10 protein-coding genes are annotated in these 21,950 nt (G+C 39.4%); 8 read left to right on the plus strand and 2 right to left on the minus strand.

Features of this window, described 5'->3' with window-relative positions; all coding sequences use genetic code 11:
• The first annotated feature begins 82 nt into the window (after positions 1-82).
• Together ABX891_RS08935 and topA are read left to right on the plus strand one after the other, a co-directional pair.
• Positions 83-3,382 carry an Ig domain-containing protein gene (locus ABX891_RS08935; RefSeq protein WP_354629325.1) on the plus strand — a complete coding sequence of 1,100 codons (3,300 nt, stop codon included), beginning with the start codon at positions 83-85 and terminating at the stop codon, positions 3,380-3,382.
• Positions 3,383-3,631: 249 nt separating this feature from the next.
• Positions 3,632-6,340 carry a type I DNA topoisomerase gene (gene topA, locus ABX891_RS08940; protein WP_354629326.1) on the plus strand — a complete coding sequence of 903 codons (2,709 nt, stop codon included), beginning with the start codon at positions 3,632-3,634 and terminating at the stop codon, positions 6,338-6,340.
• A 357-nt stretch (positions 6,341-6,697) separates the two neighbouring features.
• Here topA and ABX891_RS08945 read toward each other — a convergent pair whose 3' ends face one another.
• Positions 6,698-6,940, minus strand: coding sequence for a hypothetical protein (locus ABX891_RS08945; protein ID WP_002959734.1), 243 nt, complete (start codon positions 6,938-6,940; stop codon positions 6,698-6,700).
• A gap of 510 nt (positions 6,941-7,450) precedes the next feature.
• A complete protein-coding gene (locus ABX891_RS08950) occupies positions 7,451-9,073 on the minus strand; it encodes an alpha-glucosidase family protein (RefSeq protein WP_024603975.1) in 1,623 nt (540 codons plus the stop codon).
• Between the two features lie 662 nt (positions 9,074-9,735).
• On the opposite strand from ABX891_RS08950, the gene ABX891_RS08955 reads away from it, so the two are divergent.
• The 6 genes from ABX891_RS08955 (at position 9,736) to ABX891_RS08980 (ending at position 21,860) form a co-directional block, all read left to right on the plus strand.
• The gene (locus tag ABX891_RS08955; protein WP_354629327.1) at positions 9,736-12,540 is read left to right on the plus strand and encodes a TonB-dependent receptor; all 2,805 of its coding nucleotides are present in this window, start codon (positions 9,736-9,738) and stop codon (positions 12,538-12,540) included.
• Between the two features lie 109 nt (positions 12,541-12,649).
• On the plus strand, positions 12,650-14,146 hold the full coding sequence (locus ABX891_RS08960) for a tryptophan halogenase family protein (protein WP_354629328.1): 1,497 nt from the start codon (positions 12,650-12,652) through the stop codon (positions 14,144-14,146).
• Positions 14,146-15,993 (plus strand): glycoside hydrolase family 13 protein, encoded by a 1,848-nt coding sequence (locus ABX891_RS08965; RefSeq protein WP_354629329.1) that lies wholly within the window; start codon positions 14,146-14,148, stop codon positions 15,991-15,993. The genes ABX891_RS08960 and ABX891_RS08965 overlap by 1 nt, the downstream gene beginning before the upstream one ends.
• A 90-nt stretch (positions 15,994-16,083) precedes the next feature.
• A complete protein-coding gene (locus ABX891_RS08970) occupies positions 16,084-17,943 on the plus strand; it encodes an alpha-amylase family glycosyl hydrolase (protein WP_354629330.1) in 1,860 nt (619 codons plus the stop codon).
• Entirely contained in the window at positions 17,936-19,441 is a 1,506-nt protein-coding gene (locus ABX891_RS08975; protein ID WP_010555040.1) for an MFS transporter, read from the plus strand. The genes ABX891_RS08970 and ABX891_RS08975 overlap by 8 nt, the downstream gene beginning before the upstream one ends.
• A 10-nt stretch (positions 19,442-19,451) precedes the next feature.
• Positions 19,452-21,860, plus strand: a complete 2,409-nt coding sequence (locus ABX891_RS08980; RefSeq protein ID WP_354629331.1) for a glucan 1,4-alpha-glucosidase — start codon at positions 19,452-19,454, stop codon at positions 21,858-21,860.
• The last annotated feature ends 90 nt before the right edge of the window (positions 21,861-21,950 follow it).

A 21,950-nucleotide genomic window follows, 5' to 3' on the forward strand; every position in this document is an offset into this window, starting at 1 on the left:
AACTGTGATTTTAGACTAAGTTATAGGTTAATATTAAGTGTAAATTAATTTTGATTATAATAACAACGCTAGGGAGAGGTTCATGCCTTTAATGCGACTGCTCGGCATTTCATTGCTAAGTTTTTTACTCACAGCCTGTGGTGGCGGTGGGTCACTTGAAAAAGATGGTTCTATTGGTGATAGTGACTCTACGACGGAAACATCAACATATACTTTAAGCCTAAAAGGCTATTTGAAAGCAAGTGATACTGAATCTAATAATGTGACTGCTAACGCACCATTAGAATTAAGAGCTAGCTTAGTTAATGAGGATGGTGACGCTGTTTCAGGAGAGCGAATTACATTTGCATTAGCAGATACTATTGGCGAGCTAAATCCTACATCAGGAACTGCTCTTACTGGATCAGATGGTGTAGCCACAATTGAACTGATAGCAGGCTCGAATATAGGAGCAGGTGTAGTTACAGCAACTTTTACTATTGATAGTGTGAGCTACACTGATACATTTGCTTTTGAATCGGATGGTACTCAGTCAACAGATCCTCAGTTAAATATCACAGTAATAAACACTTCAGGTGATACTTCTCGAAATGTTGAATACTCAAACCCTCTCACAGCTCAAGTAGAACTCATAATTAATGGGGAGCCTGCAGCATTTAAATTAGTTGAATTCGAACTAACCGGGCTAGGAACAATCAATCCAACTAACGGAACTGCATTAACAAATGATAAAGGCATTGCAACAATAAGCCTTCTAGCAGGTACTGAAGCAGGGGCGGGTTCTGTAGTTGCTACTTACACTGATAATGATAATACTGTTTATAGCTCAGATGGTTATACTTTTACTACTGAAGGGGATGCACCTATTCAAGGTGAGTCCCTAGACTTTTCTATAGGTCTGAGCCTTACGTCTTCGACGACATTGACCGAAACCAGTACTATAAGTGCAGCGGATAGCGGTGTGCTTAAAGCAACTATTCTTGATGGTGATGGTATTAAAGTAAAGGGCGCAGTTGTTAATTTTTCTTCTACCCTGGGTAACTTGATCCCAAGCATTGGAACTGCTTTAACAGGCGAAAATGGTATTGCTTCACTTAATTTAACGTCAGGTACTGTCGAAGGAGCCGGTATAATAACTGCGAAATATGAAGGTGTGGAGCAAACTTTAGGCTTTTATACTAGAGGTGATGCTGTAAACCCAGAACAAAGTACTGCTGATATTAGCTTTTCTATTTTAGAAAATTGCCCAACAACTTTTAAAACAGCAAGAGACCCTTCTAAATGTGATGAAGTCACCAGTATTTCTGGTGACTCATCTGCTATAATATATATTAAAGTTGCCAATAAAAACTCTACAACACCACTTACTCAAACACTAGTTACTGCAACTACAACTATTGGTTCAATTTCACCGACCACAGGAACTGCAATTACAGATGCTAATGGTATAGCACTACTCGATATAGTTCCTGGACAAGACGTAGGGGCAGGTGAAATCACAGTGTCTGTACTTGAGAGTAACTTAACTAAGGCGTTTCAAATTGCTGCTGTAGATATTGAAATTTCTATTTCAAGCTCTATTACCGATGATGAGTTATTAGCGGCAGGAGCTACTGCTTTAGTCTCTATTGAAATCTCTAAAGATGGTGAATTATACACAAATCCATTAACTGTTGAGTTCTCATCTGGTTGTGTAAGTTCAGGGCAGGCAATAATTGATAAAACGGTGACTAGTATTGGTGGTTTTGCTCGCTCAACATACCGACCTCTCAGCTGTGTTGGTGGCGATATAATTACTGCCACGGTTATTACTGGTGGCGATACGGTCTCTGCAAATACAACAATTAATGTATCACCTGCAAATATCGGATTTTTACAGTTTATTAAAGTTACAGAGCCTGTAATTGCCTTAAAGGGTACTGGCGGTGCAGACAGAACCGAAATTTCAGACGTAACATTCAAACTTGTCGATTCAAATGGTAACGATTTAGCCTCAAGAACGGTTAATTTTGAACTATCAACTAGCGTAGGTGGAATTACTTTAGGTACTTCTTCTGCTATTACAAGTGCGAGCGGCGAAGTAAGTACATCTGTGTTATCGGGCTCTGTGCCTACACCTGTGCGTGTTATTGCATCTAGTGTTGATGAAGATAACCCTTCAGTTATTGTAACGGCTCCTTCAGATATTCTTGTTGTCAGTACAGGTATTGCTGATCAAAATAGCTTTTCATTATCGCGTTCTATTTTCAATCCACATGCTTTAAATATTGATGGTACGGAGGTGTTAGTTAACGCTCGACTAGCGGATCATTTTAACAATCCTGTTCCAGATGGTACGGCCGTCACTTTTATTACTGAAGGAGGTGTTATCGAACCGAGCTGTACAACTACCAATGGCGCTTGTAGTGTCACATGGACAAGCACCAATCCTCGGCCTTTTACTGATTCAATGTACGAGAATACAATTGCACAAAAATGTGATGGTGGTTTACCTTGTCCATTAGGTATTTTAAAGAATAATTTAACTGTGGATTTACCTCTAGGTGGTCGAGCAACAGTGCTTGCTTATGCTATTGGCGAAGAAACATTCTCAGATCTTAATGGTAATGGCTACTTTGATAGCACAGACTTTTTTGGCGATTTATTTGATATCACAGAAGCTTTTATTGATAACAATGAAGATGGCACTTTTGGCGGTAAAGATTGTAGTGATGGAAAAGATCTATGTTCTCGTGACAATTCAACAGGTGATGAGTTTGAAGAGTTCGTAGATTTTGATGGTAATGGCTCTTGGACTGAACAAAACAGTTTATACAATGGCTTATTGTGTCGTGAAGAAGATGAAACCGCAGGACTATGTAGCCGCCAGATGGTTAATGTATTTCAAAATCAAGAGATTGTTATGTCAGGTGATGCAGCATTCTTTAGGTTAGTAGCGTATGATGATAACTGTGCAACTGCTGTAGGCGTAAAAGCATCTGATGTGCATGTAAATAGTGATCCTAATAGTCCATTAGTACGTCGTTCACAAAGCGACCTCGCAAGTCAGCAGATGTGTGAAGTCAGTGAAATAGATTTAACCCAGAGTCCAACAGGGACTAGTAGTGTCAGTTTGATTTTGTATATTGCAGATATATATAACAATCCTCTGCCTGCAGGGACTGAGGTATCTATTAGTACTGATAACGGTGAAATTACTGGCGAAACTAGTTATGTATTTCCTAATACTACGAGCTTTGTTCCAGTAGGTGTTTCTTTTGGTATTAAACGGGAACCTTTGACAGGTGGTAATGATAGTCCATCGGGTAGCTTAAATATTTCAGTTAAGGCTCCGTCTGGTTTAGTATCTCCATTTTCAGTTACAGTAAAAGATGATTTATAATCGTTTAAAATAAAAAATGCCAACCTTTAGGTTGGCATTTTTGTTTCTGTTCTATATATTCCACATCAATTAATCTAAAAACACCTGTTTGTTTAATTTAACGACAAAAATTGTTCGTTTATTCAGTAAATACTGAAAAGTTTGTATTAAAAGCTTGTAACAACTAGTGTTTGTAGATATACCTATAAATATTCGCGCCGCTTATGTCGGCAAAACACATTTTTAATATTTGGTTAGAAATAGGCAACTATGGGCAAATCGCTAGTAATTGTAGAGTCACCTGCTAAGGCTAAAACAATTAATAAATATTTAGGTAATGACTTCATCGTAAAGTCCAGTATTGGGCATGTACGTGATTTACCTACTTCAGGTTCGAGCAAAGCTAAAGTGCCGGCAACTAAAACGCCAGCAGAAGTTCGCAAAATGGAGCCTGAAGAGAAAGCAGCGTATAAAAAGCAACGAGATTATACTAACCTGGTCGCGCGTATGGGTATTGATCCTGAGCAAGGTTGGGAGCCGCATTATGAAATCCTGCCAGGTAAAGAGAAAGTTGTTCAAGAATTACAAAAGCTGGCTGAAAATGCAGATCAAATATACCTCGCAACGGATTTGGATAGAGAAGGGGAAGCAATTGCTTGGCACCTTCAAGAAATCATTGGCGGTGAACCTGAAAAGTATAAGCGCGTAGTTTTTAACGAGATTACCAAAAACGCAATACAACAAGCCTTCGAAACACCAGGTGAGCTTAATACTGACATGGTTTACGCTCAGCAAACACGACGCTTTTTAGACCGTGTTGTAGGCTTTATGGTTTCTCCTTTGTTGTGGGCAAAAGTTGCACGTGGTCTATCTGCAGGACGAGTTCAGTCTGTTGCGGTACGCTTATTAGTTGAGCGTGAACGTGAAATTAAGGCATTTATCCCTGAAGAGTTTTGGGATATTCACGCTGATGTTAAGAATACTGAGTCTGAGTTACGCTTAGAAGTAACCAAACAAGCAGGAAAGGCATTTAAGCCTGTAAATGAAGCTCAGGCTAGCGCAGCTGTTAAAAGCCTTGAGAATGCAGAATACAAAGTAATTAGCGTTGAAGAAAAACCAAGTAAAAGTCGCCCAAGTGCGCCATTAATTACTTCAACTATGCAGCAAGCGGCAAGCACACGTTTAGGTTATGGCGTTAAAAAGACCATGATGCTTGCTCAGCGTTTGTATGAAGGCGGTTATATTACGTACATGCGTACTGATTCAACTAATCTTTCAAAAGATGCCGTTGAAATGTGTCGTGAGTATGTAACAAACGAGTTTGGTGCTAAATATTTACCAAAAGATCCAATTAACTATAGCTCTAAAGGCAATGCACAAGAAGCTCATGAGGCAATTCGTCCTTCAAGCGTTACTGTGTTGTCTGGTCATATCGAAGGTGTAGATGCCGATGCTAAAAAGCTGTATGAGCTAATTTGGCGTCAGTTTGTAGCGTGTCAAATGGTACCTGCTGAATACGACTTAACAACACTGACTGTTGCAGCTAACGATTTCCAGCTCAAAGCAAAAGGCCGCGTGCTTCGCTTTGATGGTTGGACAAAAGTACAACCTGCGGTGCGTAAAAAGAACGAAGAAGATCAATCACTGCCAGCTGTTAAAGAAGGTGAAATACTTACTTTAATAGAACTTGATCCTAAGCAGCATTTTACTAAGCCGCCAGCTCGCTTTAGTGAAGCTAGTTTAGTAAAAGAGCTTGAAAAGCGTGGTATTGGTCGTCCATCTACTTATGCGTCGATTATATCAACAATTCAAGATCGTGGTTATGTACGTATAGAAAATCGCCGTTTCTTTGCTGAAAAAATGGGTGAAATTGTTACTGACCGCTTAGTTGAAAACTTCACTGATTTAATGAACTTTGATTTTACAGCTAAAATGGAAGGTCGTTTAGATGACATTGCTGAAGGCAAGCGTGTATGGACTCAAGTTTTAGATAAGTTTTATGCTGATTTTTCAACGCAACTAACTGTCGCTAAAGACGAGCCAGAGAATGGCGGCATGCGTCTTAATGAGATGGTTGAAACCGATATAGAATGTCCTACATGTAGCCGCAAAATGGGCATACGTACGGCTTCAACCGGTGTTTTCTTAGGGTGTACTGGTTACAGCCTTCCGCCAAAAGAGCGTTGTACAACAACAATGAACTTAGTGTCGGGCGATGAAGCGGTTGCTGCTGATGTCGAAGACGTAGAAACCGAAAAATTAATGCAGATGAAGCGTTGTCCTATTTGTGAAACTGCAATGGACTCATACCTAATTGACGAAACCCGTAAACTACATGTGTGTGGTAATAACCCAGCATGTAAAGGGCATATAGTTGAAGAAGGTACCTTTAAAATTAAAGGCTACGACGGACCAATTATCGAATGTGATAAGTGCGGTTCTGACATGGAGCTTAAATCGGGTCGCTTTGGTAAGTACTTTGGTTGTAATAACGACGAGTGTAAGAACACACGTAAGTTACTTAAAAATGGCGAGGCTGCTCCACCAAAAGAAGATCCTGTTCACATTACTGAATTAGAGTGTGAAAAGTCAGATGCGTATTTTGTTTTACGTGATGGCGCTGCGGGTATATTTTTAGCCGCAAATACTTTTCCTAAGTCACGTGAAACACGTGCACCTAAGGTTGAAGAACTAAAACGCTTTAGAGACCGCATTTCGCCTAAGTTTTATTATTTAGCAGATGCACCAGCTAAAGATCCTGATGGTAATCTTGCTGTTGTACGCTATAGCCGTAAAAATAAATCTCAGTATGTTATGACTGAAGTTGACGGTAAAGCTACCGGCTGGACTGCTCATTATGAGGCAGGTAAATGGACAGAAGAAGCGAAGAAAAAAGCAGCGCCTAAAAAGAAAGCAGCTGCAAAAAAGGCACCAGCTAAAGCTAAGCCTAAAGCGAAAGCTAAAAAAGAAGATGAATAAGCTCGTTATTGCTTATTCATAGCTTTTGTAGATTTAAAAAGTCATAAAAAAACCGGAATGCACAGCTTGTGTCTATTCCGGTTTTTTTGTGCCTAGTTGAATGCTTTAGCAACGGCTTTATTAGCAGTACATTCACCTAAGCGTGTTACCAATTTGATTAAAAACATGGTCATTTTAGCGTATTAAATAACTCAGTTACTGCGTTAAACACTATTCATATATGACTGCGTAGATGCAGAAAGTAGGCATTGCAGGGAGCAGCTGCCGAGAACAAATATATGTCATGCTTTTTCGCTTAGCTATTGAGCTATATTCTTAGCGCTATAATTGATCACTAATTAAATGTAATTGGTATAATTAAATCTTAACAGAAGATACTTTTTTATAGCCTTCAGATTCAAGCTCATCATTTACGCATTTTAATACGTAGGCATTTAGCTCTTCATTGCTTACGTCATCATCTTTAGCCCAGTTAACGCACATTTCTGTGTATTCTTTTATCATTTCGGCTGAAGCTGTTGGCGCATCGTCTGCAACCGCGTAAGTCGCAGATACTGCAAATAGTGGTGCTACGATTAATGCTAGCAATGCTTTTTTCATTCGTTTATTCCTAAAAAAATGGTGTGATGACTGATTTATCCAGTTTAAAGTTAGGTATAAATCAGTAGTGCCCAATCCAGAACAACTCTGTTGGTATGTTGATTTTTAATCGAAATTGAAATAAAAGATAACGAAATTTTTTTATCGTGAGGATGAGTAATTTACTTGTCAGTTTTTTAACTTTAGTAAGTACAGCATTATTAGCTGGAGTAATATATTTAGTAGCTAAGAAAACTTGATTCTGCGCTTTATATTAATAACCTTGAGATCGTTTTAGGGAAAATTGATTTCTTAGGTTCAAAAATGAAATGGATAAGCGTCATTGTTTATTTCTGCTATGAGGATATTTTAAGTTTGTAATATCAGCCGTATTATTTGCTTTAACTGAATGTCTAAATGGTGAACCTAAAAGTCATTAGAATGCGTTAAATACAAAAAAGCCCAAGTGAATAGCTTGGGCTTTTCGTATGTAACGCGCTTACGTATACACTAAACGTAACTTTTGAGTCATTAACACTGAGCGTAAAAACATGCGTAAGGCTCAAGTATTGTGGTGCCTCGGTCTAACTTTGCGCTGTGGTGGCTAAGCTCGGTGTATTCTTTAACGATTGATGTTGGCATATCAATACTTGTTTGCTTAGCGCTGAGATTGAACATACAAAGCATTCTTTGCTTTCCAAGCGTTCTATAAAAAGCAAGCACAGGCTCTGGCGTTTCTATAAATTCAATATCACCTTCAAGTAAAACTGTTTGGCCTTTTCGCCATGCCATAAACTCACGGTAGGCGTTTAAAATTGAGTTGTTATCATCTGTTTGTATAGCTACTGATTGCTGCTTATGTGCATTATCAACGGGTAGCCAAGGTTTTACTTCACTAAAACCTGCATGAGATGAATCAGCTAGATCCCAAGGCATTGGTGTTCTACAGCCATCACGCCCTTTAAAATTAGGCCAAAACGTAATGCCGTAAGGGTCTTGTAAATCTTCAAATGCCACACTTGCTTCACCTAGACCTAGCTCTTCACCTTGATACATACACACGCTGCCACGAAGAGAAGCTAATAGGGCGGTTAGCATTTTACATTGTTGAGGGTTTACTTCGCCATTTTCGCTCCAGCGGCTCGCTACGCGCTCTACATCATGATTACTGAATGCCCAGCATGGCCAGCCTTCAGTCATACGTTGTTCTAGAGTTTGAACCGTAGTTCTAATATATTCACTTGAGTAATCATTTGTTAATAGCTCAAAGCTATAACCCATGTGCAGTTTGTCGCCACCTTGGGTGTACTGCGCCATTGTAGCTAATGAATCTTCTGATGAGATTTCGCCAAGCGATACAGTACCTGGGTATTTATTAAGTAATGTGCGAATATCTTGCATAAACTCAATATTTTCAGGCTGAGTATTATTGTAGTAATGGTACTGAAATGCATACGGATTATCTTCACTAAAACCACGACCCTGGCGCTTATCTTTTGGTTTAGCCGGATTATCACGTAATTGCGCGTCGTGATAGCAAAAATTAATTGCATCAAGCCTAAACCCATCAACGCCTTTTTTAAGCCAAAACTCAACATTATCAAGCACAGCTTTTCGAACATCTGGGTTATGAAAGTTAAGATCCGGTTGTTCGGTTAAAAAATTATGTAGGTAGTATTGCCCGCGACGAGGCTCCCACTGCCAAGCACCACCACCAAAAATAGACAGCCAATTATTAGGTGCTGTGCCGTCATCTTTGGCTTCAGCCCAAACATACCAATCCGCTTTATCGTTATTTTGATTTTCGCGGCTATCTGTAAACCATTGGTGTTGATCTGATGTATGGCTTAGTACTTGGTCAATTATAATTTTAATATTGCGATCATGGGCTTGGCTAATAAGTTCATCAAAATCGTTTAAATCACCAAAAAGCGGGTCAATGTCACGGTAGTCACTAATATCGTAGCCAAAGTCTTTCATTGGCGATTTGAAAAAAGGTGAAATCCAAATTGCATCAACGCCTAAGCTTTTAATGTAATCAATACGATTAATAATCCCTCTTAAATCACCAATGCCATCGTTGTTGCTATCTTGAAAGCTACGCGGATAAACTTGATAAATCACCGCACCTTTATACCACTGCTTTTGGGTCATGCTTTTCTCCGTCATTCCACACATTATTTAGACTATTCTTTATTGTGATTACGATTAATCACGTTATTTGCAAAAAGCATACGTGAAGCCTTTAATCCTGTAAAAAGTCTGCATACGTATGCACTAAAAATAATGCAATAAATTTATTAAAAATAAGTGGTTAGAGTGGCTTTAGTAGCGTTCATTTTGCGTATCTATTGTTTACCAATTACGTCAGTCATTGATTTATTAGTTAAATTGAATCTAACAGATTGTACTGTAAGGGAAATATATCCCAGGATCTATATTAAATGGTCTGACCAATTTAACGCTTGGTAAATGTGGAATAATTTAAACGTTATTTGACAGTGATAATTAACTTCACCTTGTTTACATTTAAGTAAAAGTGCCATTAAGTTTCAATAGAATTGATTTGACTATTGATGTTTGTCTTGTGTTTTTTATCTACTTTATTACCAATAAAATCAATTGGTTAAAAATAAACGTGTGTAATATGTGTTAATGTTAGGCTACATTGAAATTGTTGAATACGTATGCATAAAGTTGTTAATAAAATAAATCTGGCGTTAATATTCATCCTGACAACAAAATTAGCTCGCCTTGTTTAACTATCACTTAAACATTGAACGCGGGTATCACAATATGGGTAACGGGAAAACATTATGTCTATGTTCAAACCAAGTATATTAACTTTGGCATTAACAGCTGCAGGCTTATCGAGCTTTGCTACACAGGCTGCTCAAGAAGATACAATAAAAAAAGATGATGTAGAAGTTATCGAAGTTAAAGGCTTTCGTGGCAGTGTGGTTGAGTCAATTAACACAAAACGCTTCTCTACACAGGTTGTAGAATCTATATCGGCTGAAGATATTGGCAAATTGCCAGATTCTTCAATTGCTGAATCGATTGCGCGTTTACCCGGTTTAACAGCTCAGCGCTTAGACGGCCGAGCAAGTCGTGTCTCTATTCGTGGTTTTGGCGAGAATGAAAGTGGCACAACGTTTAATGGTCGTGAACAAGTATCGATTGGTGATAACCGTGGTGTAGAGTTTGACCTTTACCCATCAGAAATAATGAGCGGTGTAACTGTTTATAAAACGCCAAATGCAAGTATTGATGCTGAGGGTATTGCTGGTGTTATTAATATGCAAACAGTTCGTCCACTAAGTAAAGGCGAACGTGTTGTGCAAGTAAATGGGCAGTATGAGCAAACCAGCTTTGGTAAATTAAACCCTGACGGCAACGACGACGGTTACCGAGGCACTATTTCATACATTGACCAATTTGCAGACGATACCATTGGTGTTGCATTTGCACTAAACACCATGAGTTCACCAAACCAAGAAAAACGTTGGAACTCGTGGGGTTACCCAGAAAGAGAAGTAGATGGCCAAACATATTCAATTTTAGGTGGTGCTAAACCATTTGTACGTTCATCTACACTTGAACGTGACTCAGCAATGCTTGTTTTAGAAGCGGCGCCCACAGATAAATTAAACATGACGTTTGATGCGTTATATGTAGATTTTACAGATGAAAAAATCTTACGTGGTATTGAAGTTCCATTTGCATGGGGCCAAGGCTCAATTGACCCTGCAAGCGTAGTTGTAGATGGCGCAAGCGGCTTTGTTACCAGTGCGGTAACAAATGGCCAGCGCGTAATTGTGCGTAACGATTACGAAGAACGTGAAGCAGAATTAACCGCATTTGGTTTTAATACTAAATACGATATTGACGATTCATGGTCAGTTGAGTTTGATGCAAGTTACTCGCAAGTAGACCGTAAAATTTGGAGCCTTGAAAGTTATTCGGGCACAGGTCGCGGTGATACGCGTGGTGATGCAGATAACCTAGGTTATACTTTTGATGGTGGTAATACTGGTGCTACGTTTACTCACGATTTAGATTACAGTGATTACAGCTTAATTCAGTTAGGTGGACCTCTTTCTTGGGGCTCAAACAAGGCGTTGAATAATAAGTATGGCTTAATTGATGCAGATGGAAATGATATTTCTGGTTATAAAGATCAGGCACAAGATGGTTTCATTAATGCACCAACCATTGAAGATGAACTATCTACATTAAAGCTGGCGGCATCTAAAGTATTAGAAAACGAATACTTCAGCTCAATTGAATTTGGTATGTCTTATAAAGAGCGCGAAAAAACAAAAGATTCGCAAGGCTTTTATATGACATTATCAGGATTTTCGCTTGCTAACCCAGGCATGCTAACTGTTCCAGAGCAATACCGGATGGGAAGTGTTGACCTAGGCTTTATTGGAATGGGTGACATGATTGCCTACGATGTTAATGGGTTAGTGAATGATGGTTATTATGCTTTAGTAGACCAAAGTTTAGCTGATACAAGTCACTTAACTAAATCGTGGACAGTAAAAGAAGAAATTACCTCAGCGTTTGTGCAAGCTAATATTAATGCAGAAATAAATGGCTTAGCATTAACAGGTAATGTGGGGGTACGTTACGTTAATACCGATCAGTCTTCACAAAGTAACGCTTTTAATATGGATGACGATGGTAATATATTTGTAACTCCTACAGATATTAGTCACGATTATTCACATGTACTACCAAGCTTAAACTTATCACTTGCGATTGATGAGCAACAAACGATACGTTTTGGTGCTGCTAAAACAATTTCTCGTGCACGCTTAGATGAAATGAATTCATCAGTTAATGCATCATATAATCAAACACCAGATGAAAATGGAAACTATTGGTCTGTATCGGGTGGTAATCCTAGTCTAGAGCCTAAAGAAGCAACAGGCTACGATTTTACTTACGAGAATTACTTTAGTGATGAGGGTTACTTCTCTGCAGCGTTTTTCTATAAAGATTTAACTCAGTGGATTTTTGACGGTACTTACGCAATTGATATGTCGGGTGTCGCAGATCCATCTACCGGAGAATTACCAGCAACATCATCGGGTACTGGCAGTGGTAAAATAAATGGCGGCGGTGGCGATTTATATGGTTATGAGCTGTCACTGGCATTACCATTTAAAATTTTCCATCCGTCTCTTGAAGGTTTTGGTTTAATTGCCAGCCATACTGGTATTGAGTCTGATATTGAGGACCAAAACGGTAACGAATACGAACTACCTGGTCTTTCAGATAAAATTCAAAGCTTAACGGTTTACTACGAAATGCATGGTATGCAGTTACGTACTAGTATGCGCAAACGCAGTGCCTTTAAAGGCGATGTATATGGTTTAGGCTTTGATACGGAACAAGTTGATATTTTAGGTGAAACTATTTGGGATGTTCAAGCGGGTTACGACTTTAGTGAGGGCGGTGTTGAAAGCCTTGAAGGGTTATCAATTCAGTTCCAAGTTCAAAACTTAACAGAAGAGCCGTTTACATCGCTTTCTGGCGATAACGCGCTACAAGTTCGTGACTACCAAGATTACGGTCGTACTTACTTGTTAGGCTTTAGCTACAAGCTATAATAAAGGTTGTGTGTAGGAGCCCTTGTAATTTGTTTTACAAGGGCTTTTTTATAGCTACTTTACCTAACTTGTTAATCATACTTTGATTTAATAAAACGTGGATAATAATATGAAACCAATAAAACACGTGGTAATTGCAGGCGGTGGTACCGCAGGCTGGATAACAGCAGCACTGCTTAATAAAGTGTTAGGTAAAGTAATTAATATCACACTAATAGAATCATCAGCTATTGGTACGGTAGGAGTGGGTGAAGCAACAATACCGCCTATTATTCAACTTAATAACGCGCTGGGCATTAACGAAAAAGAGTTTATAAACGAAACTAACGCAACAATTAAACTCGGTATTGAATTCGAAAACTGGAAAAAACCAACGCACAGTTATATGCATGCGTTTGGCCCGATTGGAAAAGACTTCCCGTTTTGCGACTTTTATAACTTTTGGTTAAAAGGTCGAATCACGGGTTGCGAAGACGATTTATGGGATTTTTCGTTAAATTACCAAGCCGCTAAACAGCATAAATTTGCTCCCTTAAACACAATACCCAATACCCAATTACCTGGGCTAAGTTACGCTTATCATTTTGACGCCACACTTTACGCTGAATATTTAAAAAAGCTGGCAATATCGCGCGGTGTAAAACACATTGATGCCAAAATTAGTGAAGTTACACAATGTTTAGCAACGGGTAATGTAGAAACACTCATACTCGATGATAATAAGCAAATCAACGGTGATTTATTTATAGATTGCACAGGGTTGCGTGCGTTGCTTATTGAGAAAACACTCAATACCGGATTTGTAGATTGGTCTCATTATTTACCATGCGATAGTGCCATCGCAGTACAAACAAAATCAAACGATGAATTAAAACCTTATACGCAATCAATTGCGCACAGTGCCGGTTGGCAGTGGCAAATTCCGTTACAAAGCCGAATAGGCAATGGCTTGGTTTATTGTAGTCGTTATTTATCGGATGAAGACGCAAAGGCGTTGTTGCTTAATAACTTACCGGCAGATCCAATAACAGAACCTAGATTTATTAAATTCAAAACAGGTAGACGTGTAAAACAATGGCATAAAAATGTAGTCGCGGTTGGTTTATCAAGTGGCTTTTTAGAGCCATTGGAATCTACAAGCATTCACCTAATTCAAAGCGCAGTTACACGGCTGATCAAATTATTTCCACACCATGGTATCAGCGATGCGTTAGCAAGCGAGTTTAATAAACAAAGCGTGACTGAAATAGAGCATATTCGTGATTTTATTATTCTGCATTACAAACTTACTGTGCGCGAAGACTCCGCATTTTGGCGTCAATGCATGCAAATGGATATACCGGATTCACTGATCCATAAACTTAATCTATTTAAACAAACAGGTAAGGTTATGCGCGAAGACGATGAGTTATTTGCCGAAATAGCATGGCAGCAAGTGATGATTGGACAAGGCTTAATATCTGATGACTATTGCACTATTGCTAATTCGTTTACGGACGAGCAGTTAAGTGATTTGTTTATTAGTTTAAAAACATTAGTAAATTCGACAGTTGAAAAACTTCCTACCCACAAAGAATTTTTAGCCAGTATTAAAAGGGCGTCATAATGCGATTTATACAGCAAATACTCTTACTCTGTTTATATACTATACCAAGCATGTCTTATGCTCTTAGCGTTGAACCAGCTAATTGGTGGGTGGGCATGAAAAAAAATACAATTACGCTAATGTTGCATGAACAAAACATTGCAAACACCCAATTTAAGCTTTTACCTTATCAAGGAGTTGAGCTGGCCAATATTACGCGCACCGAAAACCCTAATTACGTATTTTTACATATAGCCATTAGCGATACAGCCCAAGCAGGCACATTAAAATTTAATAGCAATGGTAAGAATAATTTCATTTTCTCTTTACTTGAGAGAACAAAAAATAGTGCTGTGCGAGAAGGTTTTAGCAGTAAAGATACTGTGTATTTAATTAATCCTGACCGTTTTGTAAATGGCGATAAACAAAATGACACCGTGAGCGGTATGTTGGAGGAAGTAAATCCAACATTTAAAGGAGGGCGACACGGTGGTGATATACAAGGTGTTATTAATGCATTGCCATATTTAAAAGATTTAGGTGTAACGCAGTTGTGGTTAACGCCGGTGCTTGAAAACAACATGCCCGATTACTCTTATCACGGTTATGCTATTACTGATTTTTATAACGTAGACCCACGCATGGGTTCTAATTCACTTTATAAATCGCTCTCAGTAAAGGCCAAAGAGCAGGGTATAGGCTTGGTAATGGATATGGTGCTTAATCACTTTGGTGCAGAGCATACATGGATGAAGGATAAACCGAGCAAAGATTGGATCAACTTTAATGGCGAATTTGAAAATGGTAAAAATGCGACAAGCCATGCCCGCCAAACAATTCAAGACCCACACGCAAGCGATTACGATAAACGCCAGTTTAACGATGGCTGGTTTGTAGCCAGCATGCCGGATTTAAACCAGCGCCAACCACTCTTGAGCGAATATTTAACTCAAAATGCGATTTGGTGGATTGAATACGCCGATTTAAGCGGTATTCGCGTTGATACTTACTCTTACTCAGATAAAGCATTTTTAAGTGATTGGACCAAGGCCATTATGGATGAATACCCACACTTTAATATTGTTGGCGAAGAGTGGACTTCAAACCCTGCAATAGCGTCGTATTGGCAGCGCGGTAAAGTAAATCAAGATGGGTATGTGTCAAGCTTACCCAGTGTGATGGACTTTTCGTTGCAAGAGGCGGTAATTCGAGCTTTAAATGAAGATGAAAGTTGGAGCACAGGCTGGGTTAAAGTATATCAGTCATTAGCTAACGATTTTTTATACCCAGACACCAATAACATTATGGTGTTTGCTGATAACCACGATATGAGCCGTTTATATACGGAATTTGGGCAAGACTTAGCTAAAACTAAAATGGCGATGACTTTGTTTTTAACAACGCGCGGCATTGCTCAAATATATTATGGAACCGAAATATTATTGGATAATACGCCGAGTAAAGATCATGGTGATATACGCATTGATTTTCCAGGTGGGTTCAAAAATCAAAACGCTAATGCGTTTACTGGAGTCGGGTTAAGTAAAAATCAGCGCGATATGCACGAAACTATAAGCACGCTACTTAACTTTAGAAAGCAAAGCCCGGCGCTTGCAAAGGGTAAGCTCGTTCATTTCAGTCCGAACAATGGTGTTTATAGTTATGCTCGCGTTAGTGATACGCAAACAGTATTAGTTTTTATGAATAAAAACAAAGTAACACAAAAGCATAATCTTGATTACATGCAAGAAGTTATACCAAAAAATGCCAATGTGCAGGCATTATTCACACAACACACTTTTAAACTAACTAACAGTATTAACTTAGAGCCAATGACTGCTACGGTATTAGTGATTAATACGCCGTGAATGTTTAAGTGAATACGTATGCAGCAACTGTATGGTTGCTGCAGATATCTTTAGTATAAAGCTATAACACTACTGACAAAAAGACACACAATGAAAAAATCAGTTTATGTACCCGCATTACTGTGTAGCGCACTTATAACAAGTGCGTGCTCAGACAATAATGAAACCGAACAACAGCAAGCGCCTAAACAGGCACAAAATGAGTTAACAAAGCCTGTTGTATACCAAGTATTTACACGCTTATTTGGTAACACACAGACCGCGAATGTGCCCTGGGGTACAAAAGAGCAAAATGGCGTAGGTAAATTTGCCGACTTTAACGATGCTGCACTTAAAGGTATTAAAGAATTGGGTACGACCCATGTTTGGTATACCGGTGTTTTACATCATGCGCTAGTGGGCGATTATACCGAGTATAGAATTACGCAAGACGACCCTGATGTAGTTAAAGGCCGTGCAGGTTCACCTTATGCAATAAAAGATTACTACGACGTAAACCCAGATTTAGCCATAAATGTGACTAATAGAATGGGTGAGTTTAGTGATCTGATTGAGCGCACTCATGAGCATGGCATGAAAGTGGTTATAGATATTGTACCTAACCATGTGGCTCGTAATTATAAATCAGTAGCAAAACCCAAAGGAATAAAAGACTTTGGTGAGCAAGACGACACCAGCAAAGAGTACGATAAAAATAATAACTTTTATTATGTACCAGGTCAGTCTTTTCAGGTTCCAACATCACAAAGCTATACAGTTTTAGGGGGTAATACTCACCCTTTAGCTGACGGTTTTTTTGATGAAACGCCAGCGAAATGGACGGGGAATGGCGCGCGTGCACCCAAGCCAGATATTAACGATTGGTACGAAACCGTAAGAGTGAATTATGGCGTTAAGCCTGATGGCAGCTATGACTTTCCTGTATTACCTAAAGAGTTAGAAAACCAAGATTATCGCGCTCATTATGCGTTTTGGCAAAATAAGGAACTGCCTAATAGCTGGTATAAATTTAGAGATATCACTCTTTACTGGCTTGATAAAGGCGTTGATGGTTTTAGGTACGATATGGCCGAAATGGTGCCGGTTGAATTTTGGAGCTTTTTAAATTCATCAATAAAAATGCAAAAGCCCGATGCGTTTTTATTGGCTGAAGTTTACAACCCACAAATGTACAGAGCGTATATTCAGCAAGGAAAAATGGATTACTTGTATGACAAAGTCGGCTTTTACGACACATTAAAAGCCATTATGCAGGGTAAGCAAGCGGCTAATACTATTTTTGCAGCCCAAAGCCAAGTGGCTGATATTGAAGCGCACATGCTGCACTTTTTAGAAAATCACGACGAACAACGCATTGCTAGTCCTGATTTTGCAGGTGATGCACGCTGGGGGAAACCAGCAATGGTCGTTTCTAGCTTAATGAGTCGCGCACCTACTTTATTATATTTTGCCCAAGATGTGGGGGAGGACGGATCTGAAAACGCAGGTTTTGGCACATCTACTCGCACCAGCATTTTTGATTACATTGGTGTACCAGCGCATCAAGCATGGATGAACAACGGCAAATTCGACGGCGCTAACTTATCGAGCGAGCAAGCATCACTTCGTGATTATTATAAATCAATAATGGCTCTCAATAGTTTGCCCGCTGTTGTAGGTGGAACCATGTCAGAGCTTTCACTTAGCAATAGCGAACGCGTTGTTGGTTTTGTACGCTCGCTGGGACAGCAATCTATTTATGTTTTTAGTAATTTTAGTGAGGAGCCACAAACGGTATTAATTAATTTAACACCAGAGCAAGCAAATACCTTTGAGCGAAATAAACCGCTACACGACTTACTTGAACAAAATACGGTAAAGATCATCACTGACAAAGAAGTTACAAAGCTTATGCTTTCGCTAGATGCATTTAGTAGCGCAGTTTTAACTAATAAGGCTAATCATGAATAATCAAAATAATAATTATGACAGCAACAAACCAAATCTAAGTTTTTGGCAAATATGGAATATGTGCTTTGGCTTTTTAGGTATTCAATTTGGTTTTGCACTACAAAACGGCAATGTGAGCCGTATTTTTCAAACCCTAGGCGCACAAGTTGATGATATTCCAATTTTATGGGTTGCAGCACCGCTAACGGGCTTAATAGTGCAACCAATAATTGGTTATTGGAGTGATAAAACATGGGGGCGTTTTGGTCGTCGTCGTCCATTCTTTTTCATAGGGGCGGTACTTACTACTATCTCACTCTTTATCATGCCGCATTCACCAACTCTTTGGATTGCTGCAGGTATGTTATGGATTATGGATGCCTCAATCAATGTCACTATGGAACCTTTTAGAGCACTTGTAGGCGATAACCTGCCAGAAAAACAACGTGCTACGGGCTATGGCTTGCAAAGCTTTTTTATTGGTATTGGTGCGGTATTAGCCTCAGCGCTACCATGGATGATGACCAATTGGTTTGACGTAAGTAATACCGCTGCGCCAGGGCAAATCCCTGAATCTGTTAAATATTCATTTTATTGGGGTGGGGTCGTATTGCTAGTCGCAGTTCTTTGGACAGTTATGCGAACCAAAGAATATAGCCCTGAGCAATTAGCTGCTTTTGAAAACCACACTGCCAAGCCGACTAACACCGCATTAGTAGATATCAACTTCAATAAAGGTGCCATTATTTTTGTGGTGCTAGGTTTAGCAACCCTTGCATTAGTAATGGGTTTATCGCTTGAAAAAGAGTTATACCTACTTGCTGGTGGCTTACTAGCGTTTGGTATTGTGCAGTGGATAGCAAGCGCATTAAAGGCTGCTAACAAAATACAAGGCGGTTTTTACCAAGTAGTACAAGATGTATTTACCATGCCAGAGGCAATGAAGCAGCTTGCTTGGGTGCAGTTTTTTAGCTGGTTTACGTTGTTTGCTATGTGGATATACACCACAGCCGCAGTAACAAGCTTTCATTACGGCAGCAGTGATGCAACAAGTAAAGCCTTTAACGATGGGGCTGATTGGGTCGGTATTTTATTTGCAGCTTACAATGGCTTTGCGGCTATTGCCGCTATGTGTATTCCATTCTTAGTTAAAAAGATGGGCTTAAAAGGCGCGCATTGCTTTAACTTATTACTAGGCGCATTGGGCCTTGCGAGCTTTATGTTTATAACAGATCCAAAAATGCTCCTTATTCCAATGATAGGCGTTGGCTTTGCATGGGCTTCTATTTTATCGCTTCCTTATGCAATGTTAAGTAATGCACTACCGAGTAACAAAATGGGCGTGTATATGGGTATTTTTAACTTCTTTATTGTTATACCGCAATTGCTTGCCGCTAGTATTTTAGGGCTTATTTTACGCCACGTATTTTCTAATCAGCCTATTTACGCATTATTAATTGGTGCTGCATCATTCGTTGTTGCTGCAATTGCTGTAATGCGCGTTAAAAATTCAAACTAAGGGTCACACAATGAAAAAATATAACCTTATTACCACCGCTCTTTTAACTTTGGGTTTAACAGCCTGTGGTGCACAAAATACGAATAACAAAAATATTGGCGCTGCAGTTTCAGCAGCTCCTGGCGCACCAGGTGCTGAAGCATATTGGGCTTACGCGGGTAAAACCGGAATTGGTACTTCTTTTGAGCAATACCAAAACGGCCAATATAATAACAACGCTGCGACAGGTGAAGTATCAAAAGTATGGTTTTCAATTGCCAAAGGTATGATCACCGAAACTATGTTTGGACTCATTCACCAAGCTCAAATTAAAGATATGCAGTTTGTAGTAACCGGTAAAGATTTTACAGTCACTGAAGCTGACGACTTAGACGTTACAATTGATTACTTACATAAAGACGATAAAGGCAGACCACTATCGCTTGCTTACAAAGTAACAAGTACAGATAAGAAAGGGCGTTTTACCCTCGAAAAACACATATTCACCGACCCTGACGGACAAACATTGTTTGTACGCAGTATTTTTAATACATCACTTAAAGGCGTGAAAGCGTATGTTGCTGTTAACCCTTATATAAACAACAACGGCTTAGGTGATTTTGCAAAAACCTCTGAGCAAGGCTTAGTAGCATGGGAAGATGATAATTTTTTAACGTTGCAATCATCTACGCCATTCAAAATGCAAAGTGTAGGCTTTACAGGTGTGAGCGATGGCATCACCTCACTTAAAAAACAACACACACTAAGCAAAAAATATTCAAACACTGGCGATAAGGCAGGTAACGTCACTCTGCTGGCAGAGCTTGGTAATATCGATAGTAATACCACATTTGATTTAGCACTAAGCTTTGGTAAAACCCAGCAGCAAAGCCATCAACAAGGTGCACAGAGCTTATCTAAAGGTTATCAAAATGTGCTTGATGCCTACAACGGTAAAGGTGAAGCGCTAGGCTGGGAAGATTATTTACAAAGCCTTGAGCCATTAAACGCCATGGTTAATCAAACAGCCGATGACGGTAAGCTACTTTATACCAGTGCAATGGTGCTAAAAGCGCAAGAGGACAAAACCAATGCGGGTGCGCTCATTGCCTCGCTTTCTAATCCTTGGGGTGAAACTGTTTCAGCCAAAGAGGGTTCTACAGGTTACAAAGCGGTATGGGTTCGTGACTTTTATCAAGTAGCTATGGCGTTTATGGCCTTAGGCGATACAGCCACTGCAAAAACGGCCTTCGAATACCTTGAAAAAGTACAAGTAAACAGAAAAACACCAGGTAATAAAGGCGATACAGGCTGGTTTTTACAAAAAACACATGTTGACGGTGAACTTGAATGGGTAGGGGTACAGCTAGATCAAACGGCTATGCCAATTATGCTCGCGTGGAAGTTACATCAAGCAAACGTACTAAGTGATAACGAACTTAAAGATTGGTACGCACGCATGCTAAAACCGGCAGCTGACTTTTTAGTTGATGGCGGAAGAGCTAAAATTTTATGGAACGACATGCAAATCACTCCACCTGCAACACAGCAAGAGCGCTGGGAAGAGCAAAGTGGTTATTCTCCTTCTACAACGGCTGCCGTTGTTGCTGGTCTTATAACAGCCAGTGACATAGCAACACTCAGTGGTGATACTCAAAATGCTGATCGTTATTTAGCAACGGCTAAAAAGTACAACAGTAATATAGAATCGCAAATGTTTACCACCCAAGGTAATTTAAAAGGTGATAGCACCGATGGCGAGTATTTTATTCGTATAGGTCAAGACACCGACGCTAACTCTAATACTAAAATTAACGCCAACAATGGCCGTGAAGGTTTTAACAAAAAGCAGATTTTAGACGGTGGGTTTTTAGAATTAGTCCGCTACGGAGTAAGAAGTGCCAACGATTCAAGTATAGTTAAAACCTTACCTGAATATGACGACGAAACGCTTGAAGATAACTTACAAGTTAAATACAGCTTTAACTTTACCGATGGTAGCGGCACATTTGCAGGCTATCGCCGTTATGGTAACGACGGTTACGGCGAAGATGAAACCACAGGTACTAATTACGCCGAAAGCGGGAGTAACACGCCAGGCCAACGTGGTCGGGTATGGCCATTTTTTACAGGTGAGCGCGGGCATTATGAAATAGCAGCTGCAAATGCAAATAATGCGCTTGATGATAAAAAACAAAGCGAGATCAAAAACAGCTATGTTAAAGGATTAGAGCAGTTTGCCAATAGCGGCATGATGCTACCGGAGCAAGTATGGGATGGCGTAGGCGTAAATAAAGCAGGTTATGAGTTAGGCGAGGGTACAAACTCAGCAACACCTCTAGCTTGGACACACGCAGAATATATCAAGCTTGTACGCTCACTCAGTGATAAACAAGTTTGGGATTATTATCCTGTAGTTGCCGAGTCTCTTAAAGACTAATATAAAGCATGCTGTAGTTATTAAAAAAGGCTTCTAAATAAATTTAGAAGCCTTTTTATTATGTTGAAGTCTTATTAGGATATTTGATTT

The sequence above is a fragment of the Pseudoalteromonas sp. NCIMB 1079 genome, assembly GCF_040567695.1.
Taxonomy (GTDB): domain Bacteria; phylum Pseudomonadota; class Gammaproteobacteria; order Enterobacterales; family Alteromonadaceae; genus Pseudoalteromonas; species Pseudoalteromonas distincta.